This window comes from Streptomyces poriferorum (genome assembly GCF_019399235.1).
GTDB lineage: Bacteria > Actinomycetota > Actinomycetes > Streptomycetales > Streptomycetaceae > Streptomyces > Streptomyces poriferorum.
Genome location: NZ_JAELVH010000166.1, coordinates 1 through 14,979, shown reverse-complemented (window position 1 = coordinate 14,979; position 14,979 = coordinate 1). Strand labels below are relative to the sequence as shown.

General features: G+C 67.9%; 16 protein-coding genes. 4 read left to right on the top strand and 12 right to left on the bottom strand.

What is annotated here, in order from left to right:
- Nucleotides 1-121: 121 nt before the first annotated feature.
- Nucleotides 122-475: a DUF6204 family protein gene (locus tag JGS39_RS25885; protein WP_219571961.1), complete on the top strand. Its 354-nt coding sequence runs from the start codon at nt 122-124 to the stop codon at nt 473-475.
- Between the two features lie 337 nt (nt 476-812).
- Here the strand turns inward: JGS39_RS25885 and JGS39_RS25880 are convergent, their stop codons facing one another.
- The 12 genes from JGS39_RS25880 to JGS39_RS25825 form a co-directional block, all read right to left on the bottom strand.
- Nucleotides 813-1,280, bottom strand: coding sequence for an Asp23/Gls24 family envelope stress response protein (locus tag JGS39_RS25880; RefSeq protein ID WP_219571960.1), 468 nt, complete (start codon nt 1,278-1,280; stop codon nt 813-815).
- Between the two features lie 160 nt (nt 1,281-1,440).
- Nucleotides 1,441-1,719: a gas vesicle protein K gene (locus JGS39_RS25875; RefSeq protein ID WP_219571959.1), complete on the bottom strand. Its 279-nt coding sequence runs from the start codon at nt 1,717-1,719 to the stop codon at nt 1,441-1,443.
- Nucleotides 1,716-1,943 carry a gas vesicle protein gene (locus JGS39_RS25870; RefSeq protein ID WP_219571957.1) on the bottom strand — a complete coding sequence of 76 codons (228 nt, stop codon included), beginning with the start codon at nt 1,941-1,943 and terminating at the stop codon, nt 1,716-1,718. Before JGS39_RS25870 ends, JGS39_RS25875 begins: the two co-directional genes overlap by 4 nt.
- A 3-nt stretch (nt 1,944-1,946) precedes the next feature.
- Nucleotides 1,947-2,792 (bottom strand): GvpL/GvpF family gas vesicle protein, encoded by an 846-nt coding sequence (locus tag JGS39_RS25865; protein ID WP_371930279.1) that lies wholly within the window; start codon nt 2,790-2,792, stop codon nt 1,947-1,949.
- Complete coding sequence (locus JGS39_RS25860) at nt 2,789-3,130, bottom strand: gas vesicle protein (RefSeq protein ID WP_219571955.1); 342 nt, start codon at nt 3,128-3,130, stop codon at nt 2,789-2,791. The genes JGS39_RS25865 and JGS39_RS25860 overlap by 4 nt, the downstream gene beginning before the upstream one ends.
- A complete protein-coding gene (locus JGS39_RS25855) occupies nt 3,123-4,214 on the bottom strand; it encodes an SRPBCC family protein (RefSeq protein WP_219571953.1) in 1,092 nt (363 codons plus the stop codon). Before JGS39_RS25855 ends, JGS39_RS25860 begins: the two co-directional genes overlap by 8 nt.
- A 6-nt stretch (nt 4,215-4,220) precedes the next feature.
- On the bottom strand, nt 4,221-5,102 hold the full coding sequence (locus JGS39_RS25850; RefSeq protein WP_219571951.1) for a histone protein: 882 nt from the start codon (nt 5,100-5,102) through the stop codon (nt 4,221-4,223).
- 7 nt (nt 5,103-5,109) lie between these two features.
- Nucleotides 5,110-5,364, bottom strand: a complete 255-nt coding sequence (locus tag JGS39_RS25845; RefSeq protein WP_219571949.1) for a gas vesicle protein GvpG — start codon at nt 5,362-5,364, stop codon at nt 5,110-5,112.
- 1 nt (nt 5,365) lies between these two features.
- On the bottom strand, nt 5,366-6,127 hold the full coding sequence (locus tag JGS39_RS25840; protein ID WP_219571947.1) for a GvpL/GvpF family gas vesicle protein: 762 nt from the start codon (nt 6,125-6,127) through the stop codon (nt 5,366-5,368).
- Nucleotides 6,124-6,579, bottom strand: a complete 456-nt coding sequence (locus JGS39_RS25835) for a gas vesicle structural protein GvpA (protein ID WP_219571945.1) — start codon at nt 6,577-6,579, stop codon at nt 6,124-6,126. The genes JGS39_RS25840 and JGS39_RS25835 overlap by 4 nt, the downstream gene beginning before the upstream one ends.
- 33 nt (nt 6,580-6,612) lie before the next feature.
- A complete protein-coding gene (locus JGS39_RS25830; protein ID WP_219571943.1) occupies nt 6,613-6,936 on the bottom strand; it encodes a gas vesicle protein GvpO in 324 nt (107 codons plus the stop codon).
- Between the two features lie 139 nt (nt 6,937-7,075).
- Entirely contained in the window at nt 7,076-7,867 is a 792-nt protein-coding gene (locus JGS39_RS25825; RefSeq protein ID WP_219571941.1) for a hypothetical protein, read from the bottom strand.
- 642 nt (nt 7,868-8,509) lie between these two features.
- Between JGS39_RS25825 and JGS39_RS25820 the strand changes: the two genes are divergently transcribed.
- The 3 genes from JGS39_RS25820 (at nt 8,510) to JGS39_RS25810 (ending at nt 14,843) form a co-directional block, all read left to right on the top strand.
- Nucleotides 8,510-9,577 carry a glycoside hydrolase family 11 protein gene (locus JGS39_RS25820; RefSeq protein WP_219571939.1) on the top strand — a complete coding sequence of 356 codons (1,068 nt, stop codon included), beginning with the start codon at nt 8,510-8,512 and terminating at the stop codon, nt 9,575-9,577.
- A gap of 230 nt (nt 9,578-9,807) precedes the next feature.
- Nucleotides 9,808-12,336, top strand: a complete 2,529-nt coding sequence (locus JGS39_RS25815; protein ID WP_219571937.1) for a Pls/PosA family non-ribosomal peptide synthetase — start codon at nt 9,808-9,810, stop codon at nt 12,334-12,336.
- Nucleotides 12,333-14,843, top strand: a complete 2,511-nt coding sequence (locus JGS39_RS25810) for a non-ribosomal peptide synthetase (RefSeq protein ID WP_236063875.1) — start codon at nt 12,333-12,335, stop codon at nt 14,841-14,843. The genes JGS39_RS25815 and JGS39_RS25810 overlap by 4 nt, the downstream gene beginning before the upstream one ends.
- Nucleotides 14,844-14,979 lie beyond the last annotated feature (136 nt).

Genomic DNA, 14,979 nt, shown 5'->3' with positions numbered 1-14,979 from the left:
GGCGAAGGCCCAGGTTGGAGGGGGCGTCGAGCACCACGATATTCCGCATGCGCCCCATCCTCCGCGTCGTAGGCTGGCTCCTCAATCGGTTTGCGGGATGCGACAGGAACGGCGGGACACGATGGGCACGCAGCACACGTACCGGGTGATCGTGCGCGGCACGTGGGAAGGGCTCACGGACGAGGCCCGCGAGCGTCTGCTGGCCGAGGTGGAGCAGCACGGCCTGGCCGGGATGCAGTTCAGCGAGGAGGGCTCGCTGACCTACGATCGCGTGCTCAAGCACTTCAGCTTCCGGTACGTGGTGGTGTCGGACGCGGAGGACGGCGAGGAGATGGCCTCCGCGATCGCCGAGGACCGGGCGGAGACGGCGCTGCGGAAGGCCGGTTACGGGCACGGCGAACTGCGGTCCACCGCGACGGACATGGACACCATGAAGATCAACTTCAAGGGGCGGCGGGGGCCGGGGACGGCCTGACGGCGGGCCGGCTACGGCTACGGCAGGCACGGTCCGCCGAGGGCCCGAGCAGGCCGAGGGGTCCGGGCGGGGTCGCGGCAGGATGTGTTCGGATCAGGCCCGTGCGGGAGATCGACGCCGCAGTCGATGGCTCCGGCCTGTCCGGCCCCTGATCCTCGTTCGCACCACGGCCCTGCGGCGCTCCGGCTGCCGGCCGGACGGACACGGCCCTGCGGCGCTCCGGCTGCTGGCCGGACGCGCCGGTGCACCTCGCGACGCCGGCGGCGCCGACATCGCCGTCGGCGCCGAGCGGTCCGGCCTGTCCCGTGGCCTGCCTGCCACTGCCAGGGCATCAGCCTCACTGAACGCGGCGCGACCTCTCCGGAGCGCTCTTCTCCTCGTCGTCGTCCGAGCCGTCGTCGTCCCCCGGCACGTACACATCAAGAACCTTGATGTTGATCTCGACGACCTCCAGCCCGGTCATCGTCTCCACCGCGTCGGTGACGTGCATGCGAATCTTCTTTGCCGTATCCAGAATGAGCGTTCCGTACTCGACCACGATGTCGACATCGACCGCGGCCTGCTTCTCGCCCACCTCGACCTTCACTCCACGGCCCGGGTCGTTGGAGCGGGACACCTTGTCCTTCATCGCTCCCATGGCTCTGGAAGCGCCCCCGCCGAGGGCATGGACTCCATCGGTCTCACGTACCGCTATCCCCGCGATCGTCGAGACGACGGAATCCGCGATGACGGTCGTCCCCCTGGTTCCGCCCGCCGATTCGTTCGATCCGAGTGCCGTTTCGTTTCCACTGCCGTTCGTCGCCATGGGTACCTCGCAGCGAGAGTTCTGTGAGGGGCCAATCGGAGGCGGCGGACGTTTTCCGCCGCCTGTGCCCCCTTCCACGGTGCTCCAGGATCCCGGCATACGCCATTCGAGTGCCCAGGAAGGGCAGCGTATTCGTGTCCGCCCCCATTGCCGCGCGTCCTCAGTCCCTGGGCAGAAGGGAGCCCAGGGGACCGAGGTCGAGATTGAGGTCTTCCAGCCGTACACCGTGCTGCTCGCAGAGCTCTCCCATGCGCTGATCGAGCATCATCAGCGTCGTGCCGATCTCATCGGTCTGATCGTCGGTCAGGTCACCTTCGTCGATACGCCGCAAGGCCTGCCGTTCCATCAACTGCCGGAGCAGTTCGACCACCGTGAGCACCAGAGTGACCAGATCTCGGCCCATCTGCTCGGAGTCCAGGTCTACTCGTGAGGTCGTCACAGCGGCCCACTGTCCGCCCAGGGGGCGGGAACACGCTCGTTGACCGACGACAGCAGGGCATGGAGTGAGACACGTACGAGTGGTACGTCGGCGATCGCGATGACCAGGTCACCGCTCACGACCACCCCCGTCGCCAGGACACGGTCCAGCAGATCGACCAGCGGCACGCCGATCGGGCCGCTCAAGCCTCCGGGCCCGTCCCACGGAACTGCTTCATGCGTCACGGACTACACCTCGCCCACGAAGGAGTAGGGCACCCAGGGCCCGGAAACCTCGATGTGTGCCCCGGTGCGCCGCCGCAATTCAGCAACCAGCAGGTCCAGCTCGGCGGCCCGATGCCCGGCTACCAGATAGGTCGCGTTCAGGACCTGGACGCGACGGTCGTCACCGGCACCGCCGCCGTGCGGCCGGAGCCGGCGGGACTCCGTGGCGAGGCGGCTCACGTCCGCATCCACGGCGTCTGCGACCCGCAGGGAATCCGCCTGGCGCTGCTCACGCCGCGAGTGCAGGTTGCGCTTGCGCTCCAGATAGGCCCTGCCCGCGCCGGTGGCCGGGCGCGTCCGGGTCGCCGCCGAAGCAGGCCGCTCGTCCGAGGGGTCATCGCCCGCGCTCCGCGCGACGGGTACGTAGACCTTGACGCCCCATTCGGCATGATGCGCGATACGCGTCAGTGCCGCGCGAAAGCGTGCCGACTCACCGGCGAGTGAGAGTGCGGCCCTCTCATCTCCGTTGTACAACGTGGCCAGCGGCAGGGGGACCGTGGGGAACTGGGATGCGACCGCCGAGACGACACTGTGGTGGGCACGCGCGTATCGTTCGAGTTCAGCCTCGTCGGTCAGCCGTTTCTGCCAGACCTCGTCGGTGAAGTCAGACCCTCGAACGGTCTGCACGATCGCTGTGAGCGAGCCGATGCGGAGGCAACGCACCGGTTCGTCCCGGGTGACCCCGGTGAGGCGTTCGACGTCGGGATCCCCCTCCGTGTGACAGACCGCGAACGCGTAGACGGCGTTCGCCTCCGATGTCCCTGTGCCGCGCTCCGTCATGAGCCCCTGCTCTTCCTCTCCCTGGCTCATCGCGAGTCCGCGGACGTATCTTCGGAGCGCGATTCAAGTGCCTCCAGCCGCGCCCGCAGCTCGCGGTTCTCGTCTTTCAAGGCGTTCCTCGCCGCGTGAGAGCTGAGCGCCGGGTCGGTCTCCCACCAGTCGATCCCGGCCTTCTTCGCCGTGTCCACGGAGGCCACGAAGAGCCGAAGGCGAATGGTGAGCAGCTCGATGTCGAGAAGGTCGATCTTGATGTCCCCGGCGATCACGATGCCCTTGTCGAGCACGCGTTCAAGGATGTCCGCCAGGTTGGTGTTCTGAGGCCCGGCCGCGGGATAGGAAGCGTCCTGCCGGAAGTCGAGATCAGTCACTTCGCGCTCTCCGTGATCGCTGCTTCGCGGACGTGGCCCGCCTTCTGCGCGGTGGCTCGTCCTCGTCCTCGTCTTCCTCTTCCTCTTCCTCTTCCGGCTCTTCCTCGTCTTCCTCGTATTCCTCGTCCGTCAGCGGGTCCTGGTCCTCGCCGTCATCCTCCTCCTCCTCTTCTTCCGGCTCCTCCTCGTACTCCTCTCCCTCAGGGGCTTCCTCGTCGCCGCCCTCTTCCCCGTTCTCCGCTTCTTCCTCTTCCATGGCCTCTTCGTGCGATACGACTACTTCTCCGTCACGGATCTCGCCACGCCACCCGTCCGGCTCCTCCTCCGTGAGGGTGACGTAGCGCTGGAAGTGCTTGAAGTCGAGCCGGATCCGTCGTCCTTGCACACGCCAGAGGTTGCCCGTCTTCTCGAAGAAGCCGGACGGGTAGTACTCGATGACGAGGACGATGCGCGTGAGGGACGGTGCCAGTTCGTGGAAGCTCACCGCGCCTCGCGTCGTTCCCTTGGCGCCTTCGGATGTCCAGACGATGCGTTCGTCGGGGACCTGCTCCTGGACCGTTGCCTTGAAGCTGCGGGAGGAGGGCCCCACCTTGACCTTCCAGTCGCTCGACATCTCCTCTTCCATCGAGACATCGCGCACGCCCTTGGCGAAACTGCTGAACTGGTCGTACTGGGTCCAGTGGTCGTAAGCGGTGCGGAGCGGCACGCCCACATCGAGGACCTCGATGATGTTCATGACCTTTCCGCCGCTCGCCTTACGTTTGCCCTGGCCTCCCCCGAAGGTCTCCTTGGCCTTCTCCACGACGTTGTCCTTGACGCCTTTGGCCTTCTCCGAGACGAAAGCCTTCACCGGGGAGTCGCCCTGGAGGATGCGAGAGCCGATGGCCGGCAACGAACCGCCGTTCTCCGCGGCATCGTTCAGCTGTCCTGTGACATCGGTCAGCTTGTCCCCCGCCTTCTCCGCGAGCTTCTCCACCTGCGTGCTGAGAAAGCTGGACAGCTCACCGCGGAGTTTGTCCATCCCGGACTCTTCGGTCTCTTCAGACTCTTCCGACTCGGGCTCTGCTTTTTCCGTCCTGGCCATGACTCGCTACCTCCGACCGCTGGAGCGCTTGGATGCGGCTCGCTTGGACGATGACTTGCCTGCAGCCGTCTTCTTCGCCGGGGCGGACTTCTTGGCCGCGGTCTTCTTCGCCGGGGCGGACTTCTTGGCGGCCGTCTTCTTCGCCGGGGCGGACTTCTTGGCGGCCGTCTTCTTCGCCGGGGCGGACTTCTTGGCGGCGGTCTTCTTCGCCGAACCGCCGGAGTTCTTGGCCGCCGCCTTCTTCGCCGGGGCGGACTTCTTGGCCGGGGCGGTCTTCTTGGCCGGGGTCTTCTTCGCCGTGCCCGACGACGTCCGGCGGGACGCGCGCTTTTTCGGCTGCTTCTCCTCCGGCTCCTCCTCGGGCTCTTGCTCTTCCTCTTCTTCGTCTTCGTCTTCGTCTTCGTCTGCCAGCGGCTGCTCGTCCTCTTCGTCGCCCTCCTCCGGCTCGTCCTCGTACTCTTCGTCCTCGTACTCTTCGTCCTCGTACTCGTCGCTCTCCGCTGCGGGTTCCTCTTCGTCCTCGTCCTCGTAGTCGTCCTCGTACTCGTCTTCCTCGTCGCCCTCGGCGCTCGGCGGTTCGAGGAGCCGAGCCGTGCGCTCACTGATCGAGCCGGCCAACGTGCTCATGCTTCGATTGGCGGCAGCGGTCATGGCCTTACGGCCCGCGTCAAGAACCTCGCCCCTGAGCTGCTCCTGAAGTTCAGCGACCTGAGGGACTTCGCCGAGCCGGCGCATGCCTTCTGCGGCGAGTTGGCGGGGCTCCAGACCGAAGCGTCTGCCTGCGAGATACGTGGCGACGCTGAGAGCCAGTCGCCCCTTCTTGGTCCGGCCCAGCACGTAGCCGCCGACTACTGCGACAGCGAGGGTCAACTTCGTCTGGTCTTCCATCAGCACGTCACCTTCGATCACTCTGTGCCGGGCCGCCCCTTGCGGCGTGCAGCCGGTCAAGCAAGCGTTCCTCTTCGCGTTCGAACTCCTCCAGGCTGATGTCTCCGGATTCCAGTTCCTGATTGAGTACAGCCAACTGCGTACGCAGCACGGCGGGGTCGTGCAGCTCGCGCTCGGCAGCGTCGTTGAGCTTCTCCGCCACCCAGACCACGCCACGCACCGGCGCGATCGGCAGCGTGAGCAAACCGGTGATCAGCCCCATGTCACTTCCCGCCCACGAGCACGGACCGGGCCTCCGCCGAAACGAAGCTGTAGCAGGGAAGCGGGCCGGCGGGCCGGATCTCCGCATGCTCCCGAAAAGACGCCCCGAGGCTCTGGGCCTGCAAGAGGAAAGCTTCACTCTCGGCCCTGTCGACGAGAAAGGACTGGTTCAGCACGCAGCCCGGGACCTCCGGTCCCGGGACGGCCGCCCTGGCCGTAGACGCGAGTTCGCGAAGGATCCGCTGCCCTGCGGCGGCTGCCCGCCTGGTCAGAGCACCGGAGATGGCTTCGCCCAGCCGGACGCTGGCCTCGTAACCCGGGCTCCTGCGAGCTGCCGCACGCAGTTTCTGCACGCTCTTGTCCTCGGCCACCAGTGCCTCCAGCGCGTTCTGCGCGGGAAGGACCTTGATGTTGATCTCGATGCGGCCCGCGAGCCGGTCCAGGGTGGCGGCGTACGCGGATTCCTCGGCGGCCAGTTGCGCGAGGACCGACTGTTCGTCCGCCGCGACCATTCCGAACCGCATGGGGAGCACCGGACCCTCGTCAGCCAGACGCATCAGGAGATTCTGGTGTGCCAGCAGATCGCGCCGTCGGGCGCGGAGCTGTGGCGGCGCGTCGCTGACGACCGCCGCGAGCGGGCCCTGGCTGATACTCCGCAGAACCGCGGGCGGCGATCCGACGCCGGTCCCGTCCTTCGGGAGCGCCGTCGCGGCCCTCAGGACCGCGTAGACGTAGACGCCGTCGTGTGCCGCGCTCACGCTCATGCCTCCACGCGCCGTCGTCGGCTCTCGCTGCTGCGGGCAGGTGCGCGTCGCTTCTTCGGCCGCTCATGCGGCTCGTCCTCCTCCTCGGACGAGTCGTCGCCGCCACCGACTGCTTTGCGTACGGTGTCGCCAACGGACTCGGCAGCGCTGCGCACCTTGCGCTTCCCCACGGACTTAGCCACACCGCCGCTGAGAAGCTCGGGAACGGTGGTGCTTCCGGAATCACGCTCGAGGTCCAGCCGGTTGCACGCCTCCGCGAAGCGGAGATACGTGTCCACACTCGCGACAACGATGCGCGCGTCGATCTTCAGGATCTCGATGCCGACCAGAGAAACCCGGATGAATACGTCGATGACCATGCCACGGTCAAGAATGAGCTCCAGTACGTCGTACAACGTTCCGGCGCGGGGCGGGCAGGCCACTACCTCGTCCGAATAGGTGGTCGCGGTCATGGAGAGTCCTTCCAACAGGGAGCGAAAGGCGGGTCACTCGTCGGCTGCGCCACGCCGGTATCGCCGAACCCTGCGGTATTGCAGGAGTTCGCCGTCCCGGTCGAGCTGCACCTCGTAAGAGGCGAGAAGGCTTGTGGTGTCGGGGATTCGCGGCACTTCGAGAACGTCCACCACCACGCACCAGCCGTCGTCCTCGCGCCGCACGGCGGAGACCCCCTCCGTGGGATGGCTGATCAGACCTTCCAGACTCTTACTGGCAGCACGAGCCGCATGCTCCGGTCCTCGTGCCGGCCGTCGGGCGCGGGAGGAGGTCGCCGTCTTCGAACTCCCGGCGTGTGTGCGACGTTGTTCTGCCATAAGGCCAGTCTGGCCACTGCCGTCCGTCGCGCATCTTGAGCGGCTCCATCGGAGTGCGTGGCGTGCAGGCATAACGCTTGCCACTCAAGGGCTTCCCGGTCATCAAAGCGTTCGCCGACCATGCCCGTGGCGCTGGCAGCTATCGTTGCTCTTCCGCGTACGTGAGCGCCTCTCGATGCTCGTCGAGGCCCTTTCGCCCGCTGCCTGCCCTCAAACGCAGGTCCGAGCACAGTTTCCGCGCCATCTCCCGCGCGTCATCCCGCGGCGCTGCCCCCTCGACGTACTCGAGAATTCTCATCACCGCCTGCAGCTCACCGCTCCGCAAGGCAACCTCGACGATCTCCTGCTTCTCCGCGGTCAGGGCGCTCACCGCACGCTTGTGACACGCGTCCGCCCGCAAGGCGGCGAGCCGGCCGTCGTAATCCCATGATTCCGCACTTCCCCTGTCGGCGTCGAAGACGGCGAGCCGCTGAAGAAGTCCTTTCGGGTCCGTGTGCGGAGCGCGGTAGAAGGGCCGCTCGTCGCTTCCCGAGAATGCGGAATCGAGCTGGATCTCGGAGAGGAACGCGGCCACTCGGCCGGGGTCGGGCGTCAGCCCGCCCCCCATCCACCGGGCGGACTCCATCAGCGTCCGACCGGCCCCCTCAGGTATGGAGAAGAAGCACCACCCCGAAACTCCGCACCAGAGAAGCCCCGCGTCCCGGCCCTCACCGAACACCTTTCGCCGGAAGGAACGGGTGAACTCCACGCTTCCTTCCACGTCCGCCCCGAACGCGTCCTGGCCGGGGTCGTCATAGGCTCCGTACGAGGAAATGGAGGAGACGGGGAGGTCTTCGTCGAGAAGCCTGCCGGCGACCGCCACCATGTAGTCGCCGATGGCGGCTTCGAGGTCGTCCCTCATCTGCTGCGCACGGTCTTCCTCGTACACCACGGTTCTCCTGATTCCGGCGCCGACTGCGGCTCCTGCTTCCACGCCATTTCCCGGAAAACCGCAGTTCACACCGGGTGCGGCACCCATGCGTCGGATGCCGGCCCCCCGCACACGGTTCTCGGTCGGGGTGCGCCCATCTGCCGGCCACCACCCGGGCCGGGTCGCATCGCCGGCCCGATTCCGGGTCGAGGCGGAGTCCTCGCGGACCGGGCGGACGGCACCCCGGGGAAGGGGCTCGCGTCGAGGGCCTCGCGTCCTGTCCGGCCAGGACGCCCGGTTCACGCCGGCACGGCCTCCACGTCCTGACAGCCGCCGCCTCGTTTCCCACCGAATGAATTCCGAAAGCTTTCGAAGCTCGAAACTTTTCGACATCGCCGGATCGGTGAGATACCACCCTCCTTCCCTCAACGCTTTACCCATACTCGCATTGACCAGCGAAGAAGAGATCAACCATCTCGTTCAACTTTCGGAAACATTACGGAAACCGTTGACAACTCCCTTGCCAGGCCCGACTGTTGTGTCGCCCCCGGCCGTGCACGGGATGCACACGGCCGGGCTGTGTCACCTCATCGATGAACGCCGACATGTGCTCGGCGTGCCCTTTGGTCACAGACCGCGCCATTCGCGAGGAGGAAACAACATATGAGCGACACCTCCCACAACTCCGAACCACGTCATGTCAGCCGCAGGAAGCTCGTCTTCGGCGGTGCCGGAGCCCTGGTGGCTGCCGGGACGGCAGGGCTGCTCCTGCCCGGCACCGCGCGCGCCGCAACGGTCCTCACCAGCAACGCGACCGGTACGCACAACGGCTACTACTACTCCTTCTGGACCGACACCCCGGGTTCCGTCAGCATGACGCTGTCGGACACGGCCGGTTCGTACAGCAGCCAGTGGAGCAACGCGAACAACTGGGTCGGCGGACTCGGCTGGAGCAACGGCAGCCGCCGGGCCGTCACCTACTCCGGATCGTTCAACCCGGGCAGCAACGGCTACCTCGCGCTGTACGGGTGGACGGCCAACCCGCTGGTCGAGTACTACATCGTGGAGAACTTCGGCCCGTACAACCCCGGTTCCGCCGGCACGAGGCGCGGCACGGTCACCGACGGCGGCGGTACGTACGACATCTACGAGTCCACCCGGACCAACCAGCCCTCCGTGGAAGGCACCAAGACCTTCCAGCAGTACTGGAGCATCCGGCAGAGCAAGCGCAGCAGCGGCACCATCAACACCGGCGCGCACTTCGACGCCTGGCAGGCGGCCGGGATGCCGATGGGTGCGTTCAACTACTACATGATCATGGCCACGGAGGGCTACCAGAGCACCGGCAGCTCCAGCGTCAGCCTGGGTGGCGGCGGGACCACGCCCACCACTCCGCCCACAGGCGGGGAAACCACTCCTCCTGCCGGGACGGGCGCCTGCACCGCGACCTACCGCACCACCAGCTCATGGAGCGACGGCTTCAACGGCGAAGTGACCATCAAGGCGGGCAGCGGCGGCATCACCGACTGGAAGGTGCCGGTGACACTGGCCGGCGGCCAGACGGTCACCTCCCTCTGGAACGGGACCTCGAGCCGGAGCGGAAACGTTCTGACCGTGACCCCGGTCGGATACAACCGCACTCTGAGCGCGGGGCAGTCGACGTCGTTCGGCTTCACCGTCAGCGGCCCCAGCAGCCCGTCCCCGTCGGTCGGCAGCTGCAGCGCCGGCTGACCCCGGCGTGCCGCGTACCCACACGCTACGGCGCGGTGCCCCGTCGGGCACCGCGCCGTTCGGCTTCGGGCCGTCCGGGCCACGCACCCCTTGGGCAACCCATACGAAATTTGTTGATATGGGGGCAAACCTTCACGCCGACGGCCTCGAATGCCTGGTAGAGAGCGTCCACGTACGGCTCCCATCGAGCCCCATTCGACGTGGCACGCGCCCTCCCGAGGGAGTTCCCCATGCCCGAAGCGCAGGTCACCGCCTTGTCCCCGTCTTCCGGGGGCGCCCCTGCCCGGCACGGCCCGTCCCCCGAGCCGGTCGCCCGTACCCAAGCGGCGTTCGCCGCGGTGCTGGCCGAAGTCATGCGACTCGATCATGTGGCGGCCGACAGTCACTTCTTCAAGGATCTGGGCGCCGACTCGCTGGTGATGGCCCATTTCTGCGCGCGGGTGCGGAAGAACACCGGCCTGCCGCCGGTGTCCATGCGGGACGTCTACGCGCACAGCACCGTCCGGGGCCTGGCCCTCGCGCTCACGGCGGCCGAGCCGCCGCGTCCGGCCCTCGCCCCGTCCACCCCGGCACCGGCGGCCCCTTCGGGCAGGCCGAGGTTCGTCCTGTGCGGGGCGTTGCAGTTGCTGACGTTCCTCGTCTACTCATGTCTCGTCGCGTTCGTCGGTGTCCGGGGCTACGCATGGATATCCGCCGGCTCCGGCGTGCTCGACGTGTATCTGCGCGCTGTCGTCTTCGGCGGCATGGTGTTCCTGGCGCTGTCCCTCACACCGATCCTCGCCAAGTGGGTCCTCGTGGGGCGCTGGAAGCACCGGCGGATCCGTATCTGGAGCCTGGCCTACTTCCGTCTCTGGGTCGTCAGGACACTCGTACGCTCGGATCCGCTCGTCCTCTTCGTCGGGTCGCCGCTCTACACGCTCTACCTCAGGGCGCTGGGCGCGCGGATCGGGCCGGGCGTCGCGGTCTTCTCCCGCCATGTGCCGCTCTGTACCGATCTGCTGTCCATCGGTGACTTCTCGGTCATCCGCAAGGACTGCTTCTTCACCGGCTATCGCGCCCGTGGCGGTCTCATCGAGACCGGGACCGTGACGCTCGGGAAGGACGTGCTCGTCGCCGAGGCCTCGGTGCTCGACATCGGGACGGCGCTCGACGACGGCGCCCGGCTGGCGCATGCGTCAGCTCTCCACAGCGGGCAGACGATACCCGCCGGTGAGTACTGGCACGGCTCGCCGGCCCGGTGCGCCGACGGGGAGTACCCGGTGGTGGAACCCGCGTCCTGCGGCCCCGTACGCAGGTCGGTTCACAGCGCCACGCAGTTGCTGAGCGCGCTGCTGGTGTACCTGCCGCTGGCCGTCGGAGGCCTCGGGATCCTGCTCGCCGAGGCCCCTCAGCTCTCCGCGGTGCTGGAACCGGGGCCCTCGGTCCTCACGACGTGGGTGTTCTACCGCGACGCCCTGGCTCTCTCGTTCGTACTGCTCTTCGTGATCATGCCGCTCGGCTTCCTCGCGCTCGCCGTCGTCCCCCGGCTGCTCTCCCGCACCCTCGTTCCGGGCAGGGTCTATCCGCTCTACGGCTTCCACTACGGGGTGCACCGCGCGATCACCCTGCTGACCAACAGGCCTTTCCTCACCCGTCTGTTCGGTGACAGTTCCGCCGTGGTCCCCTACCTTCGCCTGCTCGGGTACGACCTCTCCCGGGTGGAGCAGACGGGGTCGAACTTCGGGACCGAGGTGAAGCACGAGACGCCCTACCTGAGTACGGTCGGTACCGGCACGATGGTCGCCGACGGACTTTCGGTCAACAACGCCGAGTTCTCCAGCACATCCTTCCGCGTCTCCCGCACCGCCATCGGTCCGCGGAACTTCCTGGGCAACCGGATCGGCTACCCCGCCGGGGGCCGGACGGGCGCCAACTGCCTGCTGGCGACCAAGGTCATGGTCCCCGTGGACGGAAGGATCCGCGAGAACGTCGGCCTCCTGGGCTCGCCCAGCTTCGAGATTCCCCGGTCGGTACGGCGGGACAGCAGCTTCGACCTCATGAAGACCGGCGAGGACCTGCGTACCGGCCTGGCCGCCAAGAACAGGCACAACGCCGCCACCATGGGACTGTATCTGCTGGTCAGGTGGGTCTACGCGTTCCTGGTCACCCTGGTCGCCTCGGCTTCCGCCGAGCTCTACACCTCGGTCGGCGCCGCGGCCGTCGCGCTGGGCAACGTCCTGGTCCTGCTCGTCAGCGCCGCCTACTTCGTCCTCGTGGAACGCGCGGTCATCTCCTCGCACCCGCCGGGCCCGCTCTTCTGCTCGATCTACGACCTCCGCTTCTGGCGGCGCGAGCGCTTCTGGAAGGTGCCGTCGGAGCTGTTCCTCAAGACCTTCGACGGAACTCCCTTCAAGGGACTGATCTGGCGGCTGCTCGGTGTACGGATCGGACGCAGGGTCTTCGACGACGGCTGCTTCCTGACGGAACGCACGATGGTCACCATCGGGGACGGCTGCACGCTCAACACCGGCAGTGTCGTCCAGTGCCACTCGCAGGAGGACGGCACCTTCAAGTCGGACCGCTCAGCCATCGGTGCCGGCTGCACGCTCGGGGTCGGCGCCTTCGTCCACTACGGCGTCACGATCGGCGACCGAGCGGTGCTCGCACCGGACTCCTTCCTCATGAAGGGTGAATCGGTCCCGGAGAACGCCCTGTGGGGCGGAAACCCCGCTCACGAGATCGAGCGGGCAGCCGCCCGGGGCGAGGAGGCGACACGATGAACACGTCGGCACACACCGGTAGCACGATGAACACGTCGGCACACACCGGTAGGGAGTACTGGCGCGCTGTGCTCGTCGCCGGAGGAGCCACCTCACCGGCACGATGGACCCTCGACCCGGTACCCGGCACCTCGGTGGTCGAGGCAGCCGTTCCGGAAGCACTCGTCACCGGACTGGACCGTCTGACGGCGTCGATGGGGGTCCGCCCCACCTCTCCGATGCTGGCCGCCCATGCCAAGGTGCTGGCCGCGTTGACCGGGGAAACCACCGTCACCACCGGGTACGCGGCAGGCGTGGCCTCCGGTCCTCTGCCGTGCCGGCTGACAACCGGTGGCACCTCGTGGCGGAAGCTGGTGCTGCACGCCGACCGTACGGAGTCGGAGCTGCTGGCCCACAAGGACTTCCCCGTCGACGCCCTCCGCTCGGAGCTGGGTCTCCCCGCCACCACGCCCGCGGTGGTGTTCGATCCGGCCGGCGTCAGCGAACCCGTACGGGACGCGGTGCTCGAGGTGGCGGTCCTCCGCCGCAGCGGCGGGTTGGTGCTCCGGCTGCGGTACGCGACCGAGGTGCTCGACGAGGCATCCGCCACCAGAATCGCCGGCTACCACCTCACCGCGCTCAGGCTCATCGCGACCGGTCCCGACGCGGCGCACGGGCGGCAGAGCCTCTTGTCGCCCGAGGAGCTCCGCCATCAGACCGACGGGCTCGCCGGGCCCCGACGGGAACTCCCCGACCTGCGCTTTCATGAACTCTTCGCCCAGCAGGCGCGCGCCCACCCGGACGCTGTCGCGGCCGTTCACGGCGACAGGCAGTGCACCTACCAGGACCTCGACCGTCGCGCCAACCGGCTGGCACACGCCCTGCTGGACTCGGGCCTCGGCCGGCAGGACGTCGTCGCCGTGGTGACGGAACGGAACCTGGACTGGCTGGCCGCGGTCCTCGCCGTCCTCAAGGCCGGCGGCGTCTACCTGCCCGTCGAGCCGCACTTCCCCGCCGACCGCATCGCCACGATGCTCACCCGGGCCGGCTGCGCACGTGTGCTCACCGAACCCGGCAGCACGACCACTCTCGACCGTGCCCTGGACTCCCTGCCGGGGGTACGGACGGCGTTCATCGGCACACTCTGCGAGGAGGACCACCAGGAGTCCGACCCCTGCGTGCCGGTCGGCCCGGAGGATCTCGCGTACGTCATCTTCACCTCCGGATCCACCGGCGCACCCAAGGGCGCGATGGTGGAGCACGCGGGCATGCTCAACCACCTCTTCGCGAAGATCGACGACCTGCGGATCGGGGAGGACGATGTCGTCGCCCAGACCGCACCCCAGTGCTTCGACATTTCCCTGTGGCAGCTCCTCGCGGCCCTGCTGACCGGCGGACGCACGCTGCTGGTCGGCCAGGAGGCGGTCCTGGACGTCCGGCGGTTCGTCGACACCCTGGCCGACGGCCGGGCCGGCGTTCTGCAGGTTGTGCCGTCCTACCTCGACGCCGTCCTGGCCTTCCTGGAACGGCACCCGCGCGAACTGCCCCGGCTGCGCTGTGTGTCGGTCACCGGCGAAGCCCTGAAGAAGGGGCTCGTCCGGCGCTGGTTCGCCACCGTCCCCGGGACCGAGCTGGTCAACGCCTACGGGCTGACCGAGACGTCCGACGACACCAATCACGCGGTCATGGACCGGGTGCCGGAGACGGAAAGCGTGCCGCTCGGCCGTCCGGTCCGCAACGTACGTGTCTATCTCCTCGACGAACACCTCTCCCCGGTGCCGCTGGGCGCCCCGGGTGCCATTGCCTTCTCCGGCCTCTGTGTCGGCCGGGGATACATCAACGACCCGGACCGGACGCGCGCGGTCTTCCTGGCGGATCCGTTCCACCCGGGTGAGCGGCTCCATCTGGGAGGGGACTACGGCCGCTGGCTCCCCGACGGACAGTTGGAGTTCCTCGGCCGCCGGGACTCACAGGTCAAGATCCGCGGTTTCCGGATCGAGACCGGTGAGATCGAGAACGCCCTGCTGCGGGCACCCGGTGTGCGCGACGGCGCCGTGGTGGTCACCGAACGGGCCGGGCGGGGACGGCATCTGACCGCCTTCTACAGCGGCGCACGTCCACTGCGGGCCGATGTCCTGCGGGACCTGCTCGCCGCCACGCTGCCCGCGTACATGCTTCCGTCGGTCTTCCACTGGCAGGAGACCCTGCCGCTGACCGCCAACGGGAAGATCGACCGCCGGGAACTGACCGCGCGGGCAGCCGCGTCGGATCCCGTCGCGCATGAGGAAGGCGGCGAGCCGCCCCGTACGCCGACCGAGCGGCGTGTGGCATCGGTCTGGGCCGAGGTGCTCGGCGTTCCGGCGGACCGAGTGGGCCGACGGGACAACTTCTTCGACCGCGGGGGCACCTCGCTCTCGGCGGTCAGGGTGGCGATCTCCCTGGACCGGGAGGTCTCGCTCAAGGACCTGGTGCGCCACCCCGTACTCACCGACCTGGCCTCACTCGTCGACGAACGCTCCACCCCGTGAACCGATCACAACCCCGAGGAGATCACGATGACTTCCATGGAGATGACCGTCCCACCGCTCAATCCGGGGCGGGGGCCGGCCGGGCCCGCCATCCTGCGCGCGCCTGCGGTCGACGACCCCGCCCGCTGGGCGGCCG